This is a genomic window from Sorangiineae bacterium MSr11367, from assembly GCA_037157805.1.
Lineage (GTDB): Bacteria > Myxococcota_A > Polyangia > Polyangiales > Polyangiaceae > Pendulispora > Pendulispora rubella.
Genome location: CP089983.1, coordinates 9,380,698 through 9,398,320 on the forward strand (window position 1 = coordinate 9,380,698; position 17,623 = coordinate 9,398,320).

Below are 17,623 nucleotides of genomic sequence, written 5' to 3' on the forward strand. Positions count from 1 at the left end.
TCCCCGTGGCGCGCGTTCTAGATCGAGCAAAACGAGCCTTCCGCCGAGTTTCGCGGGTCCTCTCGCCCGTTCTCGGCTACGACCGTGCACTGTACGTGCTCTGGGCGGCGGCGTGCACCCTGCTCTCGGCGCGAACCTTCTACGGCTACATGCTGAAGCAAACGAGCGGCGAATGGTCCGCGCCGCTCGATGACGTGTTCATTCACTTCGACTATGCGCGCTCCACGGCGGAGGGCCACCCCTTCGAATGGGCGACCGGCAACGGATATTCCTCGGGCAACACCAGTTTGTCGTACCCGTTCGTTCTCGCCCTCGGGTACCTGTTCGGTTTCCACGGCGAGCGGCTGATGATCTGGGCGGCCATCGTCGCCGCCGTCTCGGTGTTCGGTGTGCTTTTGGCCGCGCGCGGCTTTTTTCTGCGAAACGCGGCGCGCGCCAGCACCGCGCTCGGGGGTGCCACGGGCGCGTGGATGCGCGTCGCGTCGTTCTTGCTCCCGCCGCTGTTTCTCGCCATCGGTTCGCTCGATTGGTCCTTGTGGAGCGGCATGGAGGTCGCGTTCTTCCTGGCCTCCTGGGCGTGCGGACTCGTTGCATTTTTCGACTTGGACGCGGCTGAGAGCGCCCAACGCCCCCGCCGCGCGTGGATCTTGGGGCTCGCCGGTGCCGGCATCGTCTTCACCCGCCCCGAAGGCGCGGGCACCGTGGCGGCGTTTGGGTTGGTCGCCGCCTGGCCCATCTTGATGCGTCATGGGTGGCGCGGCTGGAAGCCCATCGTCGGGCTTCTGCTGCGCGCCGGCCTGCCTGGGGTCCTCATCTTGGTCGCGCAAACGCTGGCCAATCGCTACTTCACCGGCGAATACAGCGCCAATGGCGCCATCGTGAAGCTCGCGACGAACAACCCGTTTCTCACGCGCACGGACAAGATCAACGATTACGTCTTCAATCTGAATTACGCCATCTTCCGTAATCTCGAATACCACTTTACCGATCTTCCCGCGCTCGGCTTCCTCCTCCCCACCTTGGGCCTGGCCACCCTCGCCTTCCGCGAGACGCGCCGCTACGGCGTCTTGATCTGGCTGCAAATCGCCCTCTGGCTCGGTCTCACCGCCTTCAATGGGCAGGTGCGCTGGCAGAACGAGCGCTACACCATGCCCGCCGTCGCGTGGCTCTTGATCGCCGCGGCCTTGGGCGCGAGTGCGCTTGTGCGGAGGCGCACCAAGCCCAGTGCCCTCTTCATGATCGTCGCCGGCGCGCTCGCCGTGCAGACCATCGGCATCGCCACGCGCGCCGCCAACACGAACCCCGAGTTCCGCTTCGCCTGGGTCCTCGCCCTCCTGGGCGGCCTCGCCCTCGCCGCGCTGTTCTCGTTGTGGCCCTTGCGCGTGGCGTGCGTCGCCGCGGCGCTCTTCTTCTTCCAAGTGCACCAGGAGCCGAACTACCGCGGACAGAAGTGGTTCTTCGGCCGCGCCTCGCGCAACATCCGCGATCAGCACATCGTCGCGGGCCGATGGCTCGCACACTTGAAACCGCGCCGCATCCTCGTGGGCGACGCGGGCGCGCTCATCTATGCTTCGCAGCGCCCCGGCCTGGACATCATCGGCCTCGGCGGCTTCCACGCGCTCCCGTTCGCGCGCGCCGGAGTGCACGGTTTGCCGGCGACCCTCGAGCTCATCGAGCGCATGCCCGCCGCCGAGCGCCCCGACGTCCTGGCCATCTACCCGACGTGGTGGGGCGTACTGCCCACGTGGTTCTCCAGCGAGGTGCTCGCCCGTTTCCCCGTCGAGGGCAACGTCATCTGCGGCGGCTACGAAGACGTCATCTACCGCGCCGATTGGCACCTGCTCGGCACCGGCAACCGCCCGCGCCACGCCGCCACCAACCTTCGCGACGAGATCGACGTGGCCGATTTGGTCAGCGAAACGGAGCACCGCTACGTCTTCCCCACGCCCGCGGGCGGATGGACCGACATGAAAATACTGAGCGATCCCGCCGATTCGCGGCTCGACCTTTTCGACGGCGGAAGGCGCATCGGCGGTGGGCTCTCCGAGCGCTTCGTCCTGCGCAACCTCACGCCGGGCAAGGCCGCCACCCTCATCGTGCGCAGCGCCCCCGATGCCACGTCGCACGTCATCGTGCGCGCCGGCGGCACGGACGTGGCCGCGCTCGACTTCGCGCCGTCGGAAGGCTGGGTCGAAACCGCCGTGGAGATCCCCGCCGACAAAGTCACCGCGGAGCTCTCCTTCGAGCTCGCCAACACCGGCTCGGGCGACTTCGTCGATTACCACGTGTGGATCGCGCAATGATCGGCCAGGCCGGCAGCGCCTTCGGTGCGTGGGGCAAGCCGCCCGACGCGGTTGCCTGGGCCGCCCTCGCCCTCGCCATCCTTTTCGCGGCGGTCGCCTTCGCCGCGACGCGCAGCCGCTCCCCCGAGACGACGGCGTTCGCCATGTGGCTTCACGACGGCCCGCACGGTCTTTCGCGTCGCCGCTTCCTCGCCATCACCTCGTTCGTCGCGGCCTTCGCCTCGCTCGGATACATCGCGTACTACCTGCGCGGCGGTCCGCGGATCATCGACGCGACCAGTTACTTTCTCCAGGGCCGCGCCCTCTCGCACGGGAGCATCGCCTGGCCGGTCGCGGAGCCTTCCGCGCTCTTCCGCGGCCGCTTCCTCCTCTTTCGCGAGCCCAACCTGCTGAGCGGGATCTTCCCGCCGGGTTACCCACTGCTGCTGGCCATCGGCTTCCGCATCGGCGCGCCGATGGTGACCGGCCCCGTCCTCGCCGCAGGCATCGTCCTCACGACGTACTTCCTCACCTACGAGATCGCGCGGGCCACGGGGCTCTCGCGGAACGTCGACATGACGGCCCGCTTTGCCGCGGCGATCTCCATCGTCTGCGCCGCACTCCGTTACCACACCGCCGACACCATGTCGCACGGCGCATGCGCGTTCGCCATCACCTTGGCCATCGCCCTCGCGCTCCGTGCCCTTCGCCTCCGTGACCCGTGGCTCTTCGTTCTCTCGGGCCTCGCCGTCGGTTACGTGGCGGCCACGCGCATGGTCTCCGCGATCCCCGTCGCCCTCGGCGTGTTCGCCCTGGTGCTGCGCTCCACCGCGCGGCCTCGTGACTTCCTCCTCGTCGCCCTCGGCACCGTCCCCGGCCTTGCCCTTCTCTTTATCGCCCAGCATGCGGCCACGGGGCATTGGTTCGGCAGCACGCAGCTCGCGTACTACGCGGTCAGCGACGGCCCACACGACTGCTTTCGCTACGGATTCGGGCACGGCATCGGCTGCCTCGTCGAGCACACCGACTTCGTCCGCGCACGCCTCCCCAACGGCTACGGCGTGCTCGAGGCTGCGGGCACGACCCTGCGCCGCCTCTGGCCGCACACCGCGGACGTCGTCAACTTCGAGCCGCTCTTCCTCGTTCTTCTCCTGCCCGTCGCCCGCATCGTCCGCGGGCAACCCATCTGCCGCATCCTCGCCGCCGTCGTCGGCCTGCAGATCGTTGCCTACGCACCGTTCTACTTCGACGGCAACTACCCCGGCGGCGGTGCACGCTTCTTCGCGGACGTCATCCCGATCGAACACGGCCTCATCGCCCTCGCCGTCACCAGCGCTCGTCTCAGCTTGCCGCGCATCTTCGCCGTGCTCTCCGTCTCGGCCATCGGCTTCGCGCTCCACAGCGCGTACGGCCACCGCGCCCTCGCCGATCGCGACGGCGGCCGCCCCATGTACGAGCCCGATCTCGCGCGCGAAAAGGGCGCCGATCACGGCTTGATCTATTTCGACACCGACCACGGGTTCAACCTGGCCTACGACCCGTCCCTCACCGCGAGCCACGGCATCGTCGCCGTGCGCCGCCGTCACGACGATCGCGATCGCATCCTCTACGATTGGCTCGGCCATCCCCGATCGCACCTCTATCGATTCGCCGAGGGCGAGGGCGGTACGTCCATCGTCGAAGCATGGACGCCACCACCCATCGTCAACGAGACGTACCGCTTCGAGGCGGAGGCCGAGTGGCCGCCGTTCGCGCAGCACGGTGGCTATGCGCGGCCCATCTTTGCCGAGGGAACGGGGGCCTCGGACGATCGCGTGCTCGAACTCGTTCCCGAGGGTGACGAACCTGCGTGGGCCGACATCGAGTTGCCGCTCCCCACGCCCACGCCCAACGGATTCCCCACCGCACCTGGCGACAAGCCCGGTACCTTCGTCATCGAACCGCGCGTCCTTCGGCGGGGCACGGGAGGAAAAGGGACACTCGTCCTGTACGGAATTGGGCCCTCGACCGAGCGGGTGGAGAAGGCTCGTTGGGAGTGGACAGACCCACAAAAACCCACCAACATTCAGAGCGGGGAGGGTGCCAAAAAGGGCTCTGATATTCTAGATTTATCTAGTCAGACCGTCTCGTTCGACGAAGCTTTGGAACCCTTGAGCCAGGGCGGCGGTCCCAACTTAAGATGCCGATTGGTGCTTCGCGCACAACATGGTGCTGTAGGGCTCGACAAAACTACTGTAAAAGCTCACCGTTGAAGGACTTTCCGGCCGGTGGTAGGGCTCGTGGCTGAGCTTGTGAGCAATGACCCCTTCTCGTCAAGGCGGTGCGACATGACGAAAAGTGAATTGATCGACGCGATGGCGACTCGTAGCGACCTCACCAAGGCGCGCGCAGAGGACGTGGTCAAATGCGTCTTCGACACCATGACCGCTGCGCTCGGTCGCGGAGACGGAATCGAGATTCGCGGTTTCGGTAGCTTCAGTGTTCGAGCCTACAAAGCCTACGAGGGGAGGAATCCGCGCACGGGCGAAGCGGTCCCCGTCCCTGCAAAGCGGCTTCCATTCTTCAAGGTTGGCAAAGAGCTGAAGGAGCTGGTCAACAGCAGCCGGCACTTGCCCATCACGGGCGGATCCGATAGCGACGGGGACGACGATCTCGACGACGACTTGGACGACGAGGACGTCGATCGCGACGAAGATTGACCAACCCGAGGAACATGTCCTTCGCCCCCGTTGCCGAACAGATGGCCGTGCTCACGCGCGGCGTCGTTGACCTCCACGTCCCGAGCGAGCTCGAACAACGCCTCGAACGCTCCCGCGCCACCGGCACGCCGCTGCGGGTGAAGCTGGGGCTCGATCCCACGCGGCCCGATCTGCACGTCGGCCACGCGGTGGTGCTCTCGAAGATGCGTCAGTTCCAAGACCTCGGGCACCAGGTCATCCTGCTCATCGGCAGCTTCACCGCCATGGTGGGCGATCCCACCGGCCAGAACGATCAGCGCCCGCGTCTCACGCGCGAAGACGTGATGGCCTCCGCCAAGACGTACACCGATCAGGCCTTCAAGATCCTCGACCAGAAGACCGTGGAGCTGCGTTGGAACTCGGAGTGGCTCGACAAGCTTTCCGCCAACGACATGGTCGAGCTCATGGCCAAGATGACCGTCGCGCGCATGCTCGAGCGCAACGACTTCGGCCAACGCTTCTCCGAGGGCCGGCCCATCTTCCAGCACGAGTTCCTCTACCCGCTCCTTCAGGGCTACGACTCGGTCGCGTTGAAGTGCGACATCGAGCTCGGAGGCACCGACCAGCTTTTCAACCTGCTGGTGGGGCGCGACATCATGCCGCGCTACGGCCAAACGCCGCAGATGGTCCTCACCATGCCCATCTTGGAAGGCACCGATGCGCGCATGGAGAACGGGCGCGTGGTCGGCAAGAAGATGTCCAAGAGCCTGGGCAACTACATCGGCTTGGACGAGGATCCGCTCACCCAGTACCGCAAGGTGATGCAGATCGACGACGACGTCATCTTCCGCTACTTCGAACTGCTCTCCGCGCGTTCGAACGAAGACATCGCCGCCCTCAAAGAGACGCGCCGCACCGGCGAGCGTTCCCCGCAGGAGATCAAGGGCCTCTTCGGGCGCGAGCTCGTCACCCGCTTTCATAGCGCCGCCGCCGCCGAAGAGGCCGCGGCCGAGTTCCAGCGCATTTACTCGGGCGACGCGCTCCCGACGGACATCGCCGAGCAGACGGTGGCGACGGAAGACGGGACGCTCTGGATCGCCAAGGCGCTCTCCAGCACCGGGTTGGTCAAGTCGACCGGCGAGGGCAAGCGACTCGTCGAACAAGGCGGCGTCGAGGTCGATCAACAGCGCGTCACCGATGCGCAGCTGAAACTCGAGCGCGGCAAGCGCTACCTGCTACGCGTCGGCTCCAAGAATCGCCGGTTCGTCTACATCACGGTGGGATGACGCGGCGGCTCGTCGTTCTGGCGCTGGCGGTGGCGGCGATGGTCGGGTGCGGTGGCGCACCGGCCGCGCCCCCGACGCCGCCGCTACCGCCGCTTCATTTGCAGCCCACGTCGGATCTCGCGCCGGCCGCAGGGCTCTCGTGGCTCGTCGAAGTGCGCCCGCGCGAGTTGCTCGCCGATCCGCAGATGGCGGACGCGATGCGCGAGCTCTTTCCCGACGCGAAGTTCGAGACGTTCGCACGGAGACACGGCGGCATCGACGTGCGCAAGCTCGACGAGCTCACCGTTGCCGCGTACACCAACACGACGCTGTTCCTGGGGCACGGGGTGTTCGACCCCACCCGCGTCGAGGGAGCTTTCGCCGACCGCGCGCGGGTCGAAGGGCGCGGCATCGATCGCAAATCGTCCGACCCGCTCGGAACCATCGTGCGAACGTGGGGCGCGGTGAATGGCGAACGGCAGCAGCTCGCCATCTTTGGACACGAGGCCGTGGGGCTCGAGGTCGGGCGCTTCGGTCCTCTGCGGGCCGCCGAGTACTTCGCGCAGGAGCGGCTCAAGAAAGCGTCCCCCGCCCTGCGTGCCACGCCCCTCGATCGCGCCGCCGAGCTTCTTTCCGTGTCGTCGTCGGCCAAGCCGCCCTTCAGCGCCTTTGCGCCCGGCCCCTTCACCGGGCAGTACGAAGAGGCCCTCGGCGGCTTGTTTCGCGCGGCCACGGCGGCCGCGGTCTCCGTGCGCGTGGCGCCCGGAAGCCCCGACGGGGCACGGTTGGCGGTGCGCATCGCGCTTCTTGGCTCGTTCCAAGAGGACGGCCCCAAGGTCACGCAACGCTTCGCGGCGGCGATCCATGTTCTGTCCGAGAGCTCGCTCGGACGCCTCTGTGGATTGAACGCCCCCATCTCCGGCCCGACGGTGGGCGTGGTACCGGATGGACTCGTGGCGGAGATGACCATCTCCGCCAACACCCTCTTCCGAGGTCTCCGCGCGGCCACGGGTGCGAGCGTGGATGAGTTGATGCGCCACTGACACCAACCCGGAACGGCGGCGTAAGCCAAAGCCTGGGGTCAGAATCCGAAAACTTTGCGCGCCCACCATCCAGGGGGCTTGGTTGACGAGCACCCCCTTTCAATGGTAGGGGCACGCGACGATCAGGCGCGCAGCATCTCGTGGAATATCCCGCGTCGCCGCGCTGTTTGGCGTGAAATTCCAATGGCCCGACCTGCACCCGCACGAAACACTGCACGAGTTGCACGCACCACCACCGCCCGCTCCGGGGACGCCCCCGCCCGCGCCAAGCGCACCGCGAAAGCATCTGGCGACGCGGCCCCCGCTTCCAAGAACGTCCCGGTAGGTGGGGACTTGGGCACCCCGAAGGTAGCGTCCAAGGTGAAGGCTGCTGCCGCATCTCGCGCGGTTTCCGAGCCGGCGCAATCCGCGGCCCCCGTTGCCACGTCCGTTGCGGCCGACGAGACCACCCGACCGGCGCGCCCCGTCGTGCCGACACCGAGCACCCCGCCCGGCCCCTCGTCCACGCCGACCCCGTCGTCGCATCGGCCGAATTTTGGCCGACTTACATCGTCTCCTTTTGCGCGCCCCAGCGTCCAAGTGACCGACGGCACGCCGCTGAAGCAGCCGGAATTCAAGGTGGGCGACAAGTGCGTTCACCCCGCCCACGGTGTGGGTGAAGTAACCACCATCGAGGAGCGCGCCATCGGCGGAACGAACGGGATGTTCTACATCCTGAAGCTCCACAACGGGATGAAGGTCATGGTCCCGGTGGGTGCAGCGGCCCAGGTTGGTCTGCGCCCCATCATGAGCGACAAGGAAGCCGACGCCGTGCTCGACACGATGCGCGCCCGCGAGGTTGCCGTCGACCTGCACCCCTGGAGCCGCCGCTTCCGCGCCTACACCGAGATGATCAAGAGCGGTTCCGCTTACGAGATCGCCAAGGTTTTGCGCGACATGTACCGCCTCAAGTTCGACAAGGAGCTCAGCTTCGGCGAGCGCCGCCTGTTGGATCAAGCCAAAGGGCTGCTCATGAAAGAGCTCGCCTTCGCCAAGCAGGTTCCCGAAGCGAAAATGAGCGAAGAAGTCGCCAAGATGTTCACGGCGTGACCCGCGTAGGGTTAACGTCGAACGCGTGAAAATCTATACGAAAACGGGCGACGACGGCACAACCGGGCTCTTCGGCGGCGGCCGAGTCAGCAAAGCCAGCACCCGCGTGGAGGCCTACGGCACGGTGGACGAGTTGAACGCCACCGTGGGCCTTGCCCGTGCCCACGGCCTCGAGAAGGCCACCGACACCATTCTCGAACAGGTGCAGGTCGATCTTTTCTGCCTGGGTGCCGAATTGGCCTGTGTGCCCGGCAAAGAGGGCAAGCTATCGATGAAGCCCATCGATGGCGACGACAGCGAGCGTCTGGAAAAGGCCATCGACGCGTCGGAAGCGCTCTTGGCGCCGCTGATGAACTTCGTGCTCCCGGGCGGTAGCCTCCAAGCCGCGGCGCTTCACTTGGCGCGCACGGTATGCCGGCGCGCCGAACGCGCGGTGTTGGCCATTTCCGACCCGCCGGTACGCCACGAGCTGGTGGTTTATCTGAACCGGCTCAGCGACCTGCTGTTCAGCCTCGCCCGAGCAGAAAATCAGGCGAAAAATATTCCGGATATCCCGTGGACGCCCCGTCAGAAAGCCTGAAATCGGGCGCTCTACACTATTGACGTAGCAGTTTTCAAGCAGCCAGTTGCGCCGCCAGGAGCTTGCGCCCACGGTGCAGCCGGCTCATCACGGTGCCCAGGGGCAGGCCCAGTTCGACGGCTGCCTCGCGGTAGGAGCGCTCCTGCAAGTCGACGAGCACGATGACGGAACGGAAGCCGTCGGGGAGCGCGTCGAGTTTCTCTTTGGTCGAGAGCGTGAGCCGCACCTCGTGCTCCGGCGAACCATTGGCCGGCGGGATCGTCCACGCGCAGGGATCCGTCGAGAGGATGCGCAGCGCGTTGCGTTCGCGGCGCTGGCGGCGGTACCGCGTGATGAAGACGCTGAAGAGGATCTGAAAGACCCACGCGCGCAGGTTCGTGCCGGGCTCGTACTGGTCAGCGAAGCGCAAGGCGCGCTCGATGGTGTCTTGAACCATGTCGTCGGCCAATGCGGCGTTCGCGGCGAGGCGAAGCGCGCGCCCGCGAAGCTCGGGAACGAGGGTGACGAGCCCCGCGCGAAGCGAAGGAACATCCTGCGCCGCCAACACGGGGCGGGGAGGGCGGCGAATCGAGCGGTCGACTTGGTGCGAAGTAAGCGACATGTCGACACGTTCAGCAATGCCGATGCCGCCCCTCTTCTTCTGTATTTTCGACTAGTTACACGCGCCTACCTTCTCGGCGTGTGTCAAAGCGGACAACGCGTGTGGGCCCGTGAGCTCGGCTCAAAATAATTCACGCAGAACTGCAGGAACGCCGTCGGCGATCTGCGACGCAAGCAGGCCGCGGTCGGCGCCAGCTGCGGAGACCGCGCCGCCCTCGGCGTGGAGGAACGCGCCCGCGCAGGCAGCCTCGAACGGCTCGAGCACGCTGGTCAGGGCGCCAATGATGCCCGCGAGCACGTCGCCCGAGCCAGCCGTGGCCAACGCCGGGGTGCCGCGCACGTTGATGACCAGACGGCCGTCCGGCGCCGCGATGATGGAGTGCGCGCCCTTGAGAAGCACCACCGCGCCGGTGCGGCGGGCCGCCTCCGTGGCCGAGCCGAAGCGGTCCGCCTCGATTTTGTCGGAGGTGGTCTCCAGAAGCCGCGCCAGCTCGCCCGCGTGCGGCGTGAGGATGTGCGGCCCCGCCAGCGCAAACGACCCGGAGCGCGCGAGCAAGGTGATGGCATCCGCATCGAGCACCAAGGGCCCGCGCCACGCGGCAAGGACGTGCGCCAAGGCCGCGCGCGCGGCCTCGTCCAGGCCGAAGCCGGGGCCGATGACGACGGAGCGCTTCGAGCGCAATGCGGCATCGATGCTCGCCGCAACCGCATCTCGGTCAATCGACGCGGTCATCACCTCGAGGACGCGCGATTGCAGCGCGGCCACGGCCTCGGGCCACGTGACGATGGTCGCCGCCCCTGCCCCCGCGCGCAGTGCGCCGTGCGCAACCAGGAGCGCCGCCCCCAGTTTCCCATGGGAGCCCGCGAGCACGGCCACATGGCCGGCCGAGTACTTGTGCGCATCGGACGTGCGCGGTGCGAGCCATCGGGCGACGTCCGCGCGCTCGAGCAGCTCCGCGGAATGCCCCACGGCGTCGGGCACGTCAGAGGGGACGCCGATGTGGATCACCTCGAGCTCGCCGGTGTGCCGGACGCCGCGCGGGGTGAGCAACCCGAGCTTCGGCTGCGCGAAGGTCAAGGTGAGATCCGCATGGAACGTCGGCCCGAGGGGCACGCCGGTGTCGCAGTCGAGGCCCGACGGGATGTCGAGCGCGACCCGCTTCACGGGTCCCAAGGTGTCCGAGTTGAGCAACTCGATGACCTCGGCCGCGAGCCCCGAAATGGCGCGGTCCAGGCCCGTGCCGAAGAGCGCGTCGACGACGACGGCCGCGCCCTCGAGCTCGATGCGGAGCAATTCCAGATCGGGCCCCTTCTGGAGGAGGTCCACCGTGCCACCGACGCCCACCCACGCGTCGCGGTTGATGCGCGCATCCTGGGTGAACTTCTCGGGCTTGCCGCACATGAACACGGCGGGATCGCCGCCGCGAAGCAGCAGATGGCGCGCCACCACGAAGCCATCGCCGCCGTTGTTTCCCGCGCCGCAGACGATGACCACGCGGCGTTTGCCTGCGAGCGCCAGAATGCGCTCGGCGGCACCGCGCCCAGCGTTCTCCATCAACACGATGCTCGGCACGTGGGCGACGTCGATGGCCCGCGCGTCGAATGCGCGCATCTGCGCGCGGGATAGAACGGGAATCACGGCGCCTCGAGCACCACCACTGCGGCAGCAATCCCCGCGTCGTGCGTGATGGTCACGTGCCAGCGTTCGACGTTGACCTTGCGCACCATGGCCAGCGCATTCCCATGAAGCTCGAGCCGCGGGCGCCCGCTAGGGGCGCGCCGGACTTGCACCTCGTGCCACCCGACACCGGGTGCACCATCGATGGCCTTCGCGAAGGCTTCCTTCGCCGCGAACCGCCCGGCCAACGCCGTGGGAGGATCCCGGCCCACCAGTTCCTCACGCTCTTCGGGGCTGCAGATGCGCGAAAAGAAGCGGTCCCCGTGGCGCTCGAGGGCGCGCCGCATACGATCGATGGAGCAGACGTCGATTCCGATGCCGACAATCATTGCGTAGAGCGTACTAGTGCGGACGCCCTCGGTCGATGGCCTCGGCCATGGCGCGCACCGCACCGCCGAGCGAAAGGAACACGGCGTCCGCAATGACGGCGTGACCGATGTTGAGCTCGACCAACTCGCGGATCCGCACCAGCTCGACCACATTGTCGCGGGTGAGGCCGTGGCCGGCCGCCACCTCGAGGCCCAGCCGATGTCCAAGTGCCGCCCCCTTTGCCAGCCGGTCGAGCTCCCGCGCGCGGGCCGCGGGATCGTGGAAGGCGTGGGCGTATTCGCCGGTGTGCAGCTCGATCTGCTGCACCCCCAGGCGGTGCGAGGCCTCGATTTGCGCCTCATCGGCGGCGATGAACAGACTCACCTTGATGCCCACGTCGAGCAGCGCCCGAACGTACTCGCCCAGGACGTCGCCGCCCCCCCGCACGTCGAGTCCGCCCTCGGTGGTGCGCTCCTCACGCCGCTCGGGAACGAGGGTGACCACGTCCGGGGACGTCTTCTGGGCAATGGCCACCATCTCCGCGGTCGCGGCCATCTCCAGGTTGAACACCTCGTCGGCGTCGCGCAGAAGCTCCCCTAGCCGGCGAACGTCGTCATCGACGATGTGCCGCCGATCCTCCCGCAGATGCGCGGTAATGCCGTGCGCACCCGCCTGAATGCAGATGCGCGCCGCCTCGATCGGATCGGGATAGGGGGTGTGCCGCGCATTGCGGAGGGTCGCAACGTGGTCGACATTGATGTGAAGGCGCATACCCTGCATACCTGCAGATGTAGCAGAGGCTGCGCCTTCTCGTCGCGAGTCCTTGCTAATCGTTGTCCGCCCCTGCTGCGTTTTCCGCGAGATCGTCGTCGGTCTTCGGGGTCGACAAGAGTTCACCGTTCGGGCCGTCGCGGCGCACGATGAAGGTCTTGCGCGTCGAGGTGTCCGGGCTCTCCCGGGCCACGATGCTGATGATGTTCACACCGGGCCGGAGCGGCAGGTCGGCCTCGAAGGGCAGCTTCTTCGGATCGGCCCCGCCGCGGTTCGAGCGGTAAAACACCTTGCGCGAGCCCACGAAGATGAACGCATCGAGCAGCCGTTCGCTGTCCGTCGCCGTCGCCTTGATGGCCGTGTGCGCATCGCGCGTGAAGAGCGACGTGGCCGCCAGCTCGATGGCCGGCGGCGCGTGCGCCATCGTCTCCTCGAAGGCCACCGCCCCGCCGGCCGCACCGCCCGGCTCGAGGTCACGCGTCCGGGCGAAGGCAAAGCGCCCCCCGCCCAAGGCGAGCTTCGTGTAGTCATTGGCGGTTGCCATCACCCCGGCGGACACGCCCGCGGGCAGCTTGCCCACCAAGCGCGCACCGCCCTCGGGCGACTCGAAGAGCTCGGCCCCCGAGCTCTTCGCGCGCATCGCACCCGACCCCGCTTGCAGCGGAATCGCCGCCGCGATGGGCATCCGGATCTTCTCGGCCACCGACTCGCGCAAATCGCGATCGGCAATGGACAGCTCCACCTTGGCTTCCGCATCGGGAAGCTGGGACTGCACGTCGAAGGTGAAAGCCACCTTGCGCGTCTCGCCCGGGTTCATGCTCGACAGGTCGAAGCGGCCATCGTGGAGAAGCAGCCCATCGCCCGAGAGGTTGCGCAGGTTGGCCTGCGTCTCGTACGAGCGCCCCTTCCCCACGTTGCGAACCGTGAGGTACACGGTCACGCCCTCGTCCTTCTGAATGCGCCCGTCGCCGTTGCCCTTGCGGTTGTCGGCCACCTGGTACGCGTAGGCGAACACCGGCCGCTCGAGCGAGCGAATCGTCGCGCGCAGCTCCGCATCGGCCGGCGCACGCCCGCGCGCCTCCTCGAAGTGCAGCTTGATGCCATCGGCCCGCGTCAATGCATCGCGCGGAATGCGGCACACGCGCGGAGCATCCTTCGGCAGCGGCGCGGTCGACCCCGCGCGGTGGCCTTCGATGTCGCACCAGCCGAGCGGCGCCGTCGCCGTCTTGCTCTTGCCCGGATCGAGCCGGCCGATGACCAGCTCCTTGTTGTCGAAGTACGGGTTGTCACTCTTCGTGACCGCGTAGAGCCGGAAGAGCGGCACGGTCCCCTTGTTCGTCAAGGTGACCTTCATGGTCATCGGATCGCCCGCCTGCACCTCGTTGTTGGGGCGCTCGGTCTCCGCCTTCACCTCGACCGCCGCCGGCGGCGCCGGCTGCTGGACCTGCGCGACGTCGGCCGGGGCATCGGCCCAATCGACGCCCGCCGTCTTCAGCTCCGCAACGACCTTGTTCAACTCGGTGCCGCGCACTTCGTTGATCACGTTCTTCGCCGCGCGCAGCTGGTCCAGGCGCTTGCCCGGGGCCACCTTGGCCACGAATTCGCGCGCGAAGCGGATCTGGAAATCCATCGCGAAGTTGTCGTCCGGATCGCCGCCGCGCTCGCGCAGCTCCTGCCGGTCCTTCTGCGGCAGATCGTAGCGCACCACCTCCGACGGCCGCTGCCCTTCCCGCGCACGCGCATTGGAGAGGCTGCGCGAGAGATCGCGCTCCTTGATGCCGCCGGTGTCGACGGTGAGGTCCATCTCCTGCGAGTCGACGGTCATCGGATCGAGCTGGATATCCGGCGTCACACCGGTGCCCTGGATCGAAACGTCGCCCGGCTCCGTCAGGTACTGCGCGATGGTCAGCTTGAGGGCCGCCTTGTCGGGAAGCTCCGCGAACACGAGCTGCACGCTGCCCTTACCGAACGTCGTATCGCCGATGAGCACTGCGCGGTCGTGGTTCTTCATCGCGCCGGCCACGATCTCGCTGGCGCTCGCCGACGAGCCGTTCACGAGCAGCGCAATCGGGTAGTTCGGCTCCGTGCCGTCGACGTGCGCGCTCTTCTCCTCGCGCCCCTCGCTCGGGTTGCCCACGGTGGCCACGATGGGCCCTTCGGTGAGGAACTTGTCCGCCACGCGCGCCGCCTGGTCGAGCAAGCCGCCCGGGTTGCCGCGCAGGTCGAGCACGAGCCCTTTCAGCTCCCCGCTCTTCTTCAAATTGCGCAGCGCCTCGTCGAGCTCCGCCGCGCTGTTCGCCTGGAACTGCTTCAACCGGATGTAACCGATGTTGCCCTCGAGCAGCTTCGACTCGATGCTCGCCACGCGAATCGTCTCACGGGTCAGCTCGAAGGGCCGCGAGCCCTGCCACCCATCCGCGCCATCGCGGTGCACGTGCACCGTGACCTTGCTGCCCGGCGCGCCGCGCAGATGGTTCACCGCCTCGTTGAGCCCCATGTTCAGCGTCGACTCGGTGTTGATCTTCGTGATGCGGTCGTACTTGCGGATGCCCGCGCGCACCGCCGGCGTGCCCGGGATCGGGTTGATGACCGTGAGCTGCTGATCGCGGATCGAAATGACGATGCCCAAGCCGCCGAATTGGCCGCTCGTGGAGAGGCTCATCTCCTTGTAGGCCTCGGGCGAGAGCAGCACGCTGTGCGGATCCAGCGTGTGGAGCATGCCGTTGCACGCCGCGTATTCGACCTCGCGCAGGTCCACCTCGGTGCCGCGCAGCCCGTCCTGCACGAAGGCGAACACCTCGCGCAAGCGCGCGCTCACGTCCCACGGGCCCTGCACGTTGTCGATGCGGAACTCGCGCTCCTGCGTGTCGACGCGCACCTTGGCCGTCGGGGCGCCCTCGTCGTGGAGCACGATGACCTGCGCCACGTCGCGCTGCACATAATTGAGCGCGGACAGGAGCATCTCACGCGGCTTCACCCGCTTGGGATCGACGTAGCGATCGCGCACGTTGCGCAGCACCTCGTTGACCACTTTGAGCGAGGTCAGATCGTACGAGGCTTTGTTCTGCAAGCCGAAGGCGGCATTGTTTGCCGCAATGGCCGGGGTGAGCCCTTCCCAGAGCCCACCACCTTGCAACCGTAGTGCGAGGAACGTCGCGAAACCAAAGCCGAGGAGCAAGGCACCCACGCGCACGAGTGCGCGGACGTAACGGGATTTGGCGGGCATGCGGGATTCAGTATATACGCGAAAGTGGGGGCTGGGGTTTCAGGGGGTCTTCAAGTGATCGAGTTTCGGCGCAAGACCGCGACGTAGAACCCACCGAAGTAAGCCAGGGATGTGTCGGCCAGCTTTTCCTCGGCGCGACGCAGAAGCGAACCAACGCCCGGAATCTTCAGGGCAACGGCCGCCGGCGTCACGATGCGGATGCCATAGGCGCGTTCGAATCGCGCATTGGCGGGAATAATCTTGGAGATGACCCACGGCGGATCGAAGCGCGTGTAGACCGCATCTTCTTTGGTCTGGCGCGAGATCTTCCCGGCGGGGCCGAACCGTTTGACCAATCCGCGAAAGCTGATCGGATTGTAAAACTCGGCGAGGACCACTCCACCGGGGCGCGTGACGCGAACCATCTCCGAGAGCGCCCGGCCGATGTCGGGCACGTGGGCGAGCACCTTGAACGCACACGTGACGTCGAAGCTCGCGTCCTCGAAGGGAAGCTTGGTGACGGAGCCTTCTTCCACGGTGAGGCCGCGATCGCGGGCGCGCGAAAGCATGCCGGGCGACAGGTCGATGCCGCTGACGGTGCTGGCAAAGCCGGCGAAGCGCGAGAGCAGCAGGCCAGTGCCGCAACCGCACTCGAGGATGCTCTGACCTTTGCCGTAGCGCTCGACGAGGCGCACCTCGAGATCGTCGACCAGGGCGTGGTAACCGACGGGGTCGTTCGGGAGACGGTAGCGCTCGTAGGCCTGCGAAAATTCGTCGTAGTAATTCTTGGTCTCGAGGTCCTGCTCGTGCGCATGGTGCCGGCCGGCGCCGTTCATCGGGATGCTTTCGTTGGAAATCACGCTGGTCACTGGGGCCTCGTTTGGGCTTTACGGTACGTCATGGGCAGACTCGTCGCTCGAGCCAACTGCCACCCCCATCTGTGTATTCGACCCAGATGGCGCCGAAGCGATCGCGTACGATCGCGACATTCTGGACGGATGACCCGGAAGGTACAAAGCCGAAGGGCAAAAAGGATCCATCTTTAAGGTCGATTTTGCCGAGCTCGAGCATGCGCATGGCGGAAGGTTCCACGGCAATCGGGCGAACGCGCGCCACCACGATGGAAGGGCCCTCGCCCCGGGTGGCGGCGACGGCCGCGAAGTCGAAGCCGTTCGGGTAGAGCGAGACGTGCGCGGGCTCGTCCAGCCTGGGCGGAGCATCGATGCGGATGAGCGCCAAGCCGAAGCCTGCCTCGGCGGAGGTGGGCATGAGGCCGAAGGCATTGCCGGCGGCGTCGACCCCGAGGGCACCGTGCACTTGGTGCTCGGAGCCGCCGCCGACATAGATGACCGCATCGGGGCCGAGGACGAGCGATTTGGCCGGCGAGGCGGAGACCGCGCGCGCATGAACGGGGCTCATGGCGCGGCGCGCGTCGATGGTCATCGCGAGGACGGCGTCGTGTCCGCGCGGCGCGAAGACGACGTCGGTGGCGCCGCTGCCGCTTTCCGAGATGCGCACGGGCGGCTGCTCGCCGAGGCGTGCAAAGGCTTCGCTGGTGCGCCCCTCGCTGGTGGTGCGCACCGCAAGGTAGCCGAGCACCGGTTGGTCGCCGACCATGGCCGCGGCGACCACGGCGCCCATGTCCGCTTGCGCGACGATGGTGTCGGTCTCGGGCTGCACGCGCAGGGCGCGGTGCACTTGGCCCTGCGCATCCGAGCAAAAAGCGAAGGGGCCCGCGGCGGCGCACGCGGGACGGGAGGCGCGCTCGGGTTGGCCGTCGAGGACCTTGCGCACGGGCTTCGCGCTCGAGGGCGGTGCGGGAATGGGCGATGCGGGAACGGAGACGACGCGCGGGGCTCCGTTCTTGTGCCACACGACGTCGATGCCGGTGTCGGTCGCGACGAGGGCCGCAGGCCCGGTGAAGGGCTGCTGCGTCGGCCCCGCGAGGAGGCGACAGGCATTTGCACCGGCGTCGGCCGGCGGTGCGGCGGGGGCTGCCGTGGGCGCGGGGGCCGCGTCGGCGGATGACGGCGGGGCCGCGTCGGGTACGGGCACGGGCACGGACACGGGCACGGGCACGGAGGCCTCGGCGTCCATGGTCGTGATCGCCTGAGGGCGATCCT

The 17,623-nt window shown here is 67.4% G+C and carries 14 protein-coding genes; 7 read left to right on the plus strand and 7 right to left on the minus strand.

Annotated features, from left to right (window positions below; genetic code table 11):
• Positions 1-5 precede the first annotated feature (5 nt).
• From LVJ94_36020 to LVJ94_36050, 7 genes are all read left to right on the plus strand, one after another.
• Positions 6-2,303 (plus strand): hypothetical protein, encoded by a 2,298-nt coding sequence (locus tag LVJ94_36020; GenBank protein ID WXB02312.1) that lies wholly within the window; start codon positions 6-8, stop codon positions 2,301-2,303.
• The gene (locus tag LVJ94_36025; protein ID WXB02313.1) at positions 2,300-4,534 is read left to right on the plus strand and encodes a hypothetical protein; all 2,235 of its coding nucleotides are present in this window, start codon (positions 2,300-2,302) and stop codon (positions 4,532-4,534) included. Before LVJ94_36020 ends, LVJ94_36025 begins: the two co-directional genes overlap by 4 nt.
• A 102-nt stretch (positions 4,535-4,636) precedes the next feature.
• On the plus strand, positions 4,637-4,981 hold the full coding sequence (locus tag LVJ94_36030; protein WXB02314.1) for an integration host factor subunit beta: 345 nt from the start codon (positions 4,637-4,639) through the stop codon (positions 4,979-4,981).
• 14 nt (positions 4,982-4,995) lie between these two features.
• Positions 4,996-6,246, plus strand: coding sequence for a tyrosine--tRNA ligase (gene tyrS, locus LVJ94_36035; protein ID WXB02315.1), 1,251 nt, complete (start codon positions 4,996-4,998; stop codon positions 6,244-6,246).
• Positions 6,243-7,268, plus strand: a complete 1,026-nt coding sequence (locus tag LVJ94_36040) for a hypothetical protein (GenBank protein ID WXB02316.1) — start codon at positions 6,243-6,245, stop codon at positions 7,266-7,268. Before tyrS ends, LVJ94_36040 begins: the two co-directional genes overlap by 4 nt.
• A gap of 333 nt (positions 7,269-7,601) precedes the next feature.
• Complete coding sequence (locus LVJ94_36045) at positions 7,602-8,357, plus strand: hypothetical protein (protein ID WXB02317.1); 756 nt, start codon at positions 7,602-7,604, stop codon at positions 8,355-8,357.
• Between the two features lie 25 nt (positions 8,358-8,382).
• Positions 8,383-8,937: a cob(I)yrinic acid a,c-diamide adenosyltransferase gene (locus LVJ94_36050; GenBank protein ID WXB02318.1), complete on the plus strand. Its 555-nt coding sequence runs from the start codon at positions 8,383-8,385 to the stop codon at positions 8,935-8,937.
• A 34-nt stretch (positions 8,938-8,971) separates the two neighbouring features.
• Here LVJ94_36050 and LVJ94_36055 read toward each other — a convergent pair whose 3' ends face one another.
• From LVJ94_36055 to LVJ94_36085, 7 genes are all read right to left on the minus strand, one after another.
• Positions 8,972-9,538, minus strand: coding sequence for an RNA polymerase sigma factor (locus LVJ94_36055; GenBank protein WXB02319.1), 567 nt, complete (start codon positions 9,536-9,538; stop codon positions 8,972-8,974).
• A gap of 120 nt (positions 9,539-9,658) precedes the next feature.
• Complete coding sequence (locus LVJ94_36060) at positions 9,659-11,176, minus strand: NAD(P)H-hydrate dehydratase (GenBank protein WXB02320.1); 1,518 nt, start codon at positions 11,174-11,176, stop codon at positions 9,659-9,661.
• On the minus strand, positions 11,173-11,544 hold the full coding sequence (locus LVJ94_36065) for a holo-ACP synthase (protein ID WXB02321.1): 372 nt from the start codon (positions 11,542-11,544) through the stop codon (positions 11,173-11,175). The genes LVJ94_36060 and LVJ94_36065 overlap by 4 nt, the downstream gene beginning before the upstream one ends.
• Positions 11,545-11,557: 13 nt before the next feature.
• Entirely contained in the window at positions 11,558-12,295 is a 738-nt protein-coding gene (locus LVJ94_36070) for a pyridoxine 5'-phosphate synthase (protein WXB02322.1), read from the minus strand.
• A gap of 55 nt (positions 12,296-12,350) precedes the next feature.
• Entirely contained in the window at positions 12,351-15,521 is a 3,171-nt protein-coding gene (locus tag LVJ94_36075; GenBank protein WXB02323.1) for a S41 family peptidase, read from the minus strand.
• 50 nt (positions 15,522-15,571) lie between these two features.
• Complete coding sequence (locus LVJ94_36080) at positions 15,572-16,369, minus strand: methyltransferase domain-containing protein (protein ID WXB02324.1); 798 nt, start codon at positions 16,367-16,369, stop codon at positions 15,572-15,574.
• Between the two features lie 28 nt (positions 16,370-16,397).
• On the minus strand, positions 16,398-17,597 hold the full coding sequence (locus LVJ94_36085) for a hypothetical protein (GenBank protein ID WXB02325.1): 1,200 nt from the start codon (positions 17,595-17,597) through the stop codon (positions 16,398-16,400).
• Positions 17,598-17,623 lie beyond the last annotated feature (26 nt).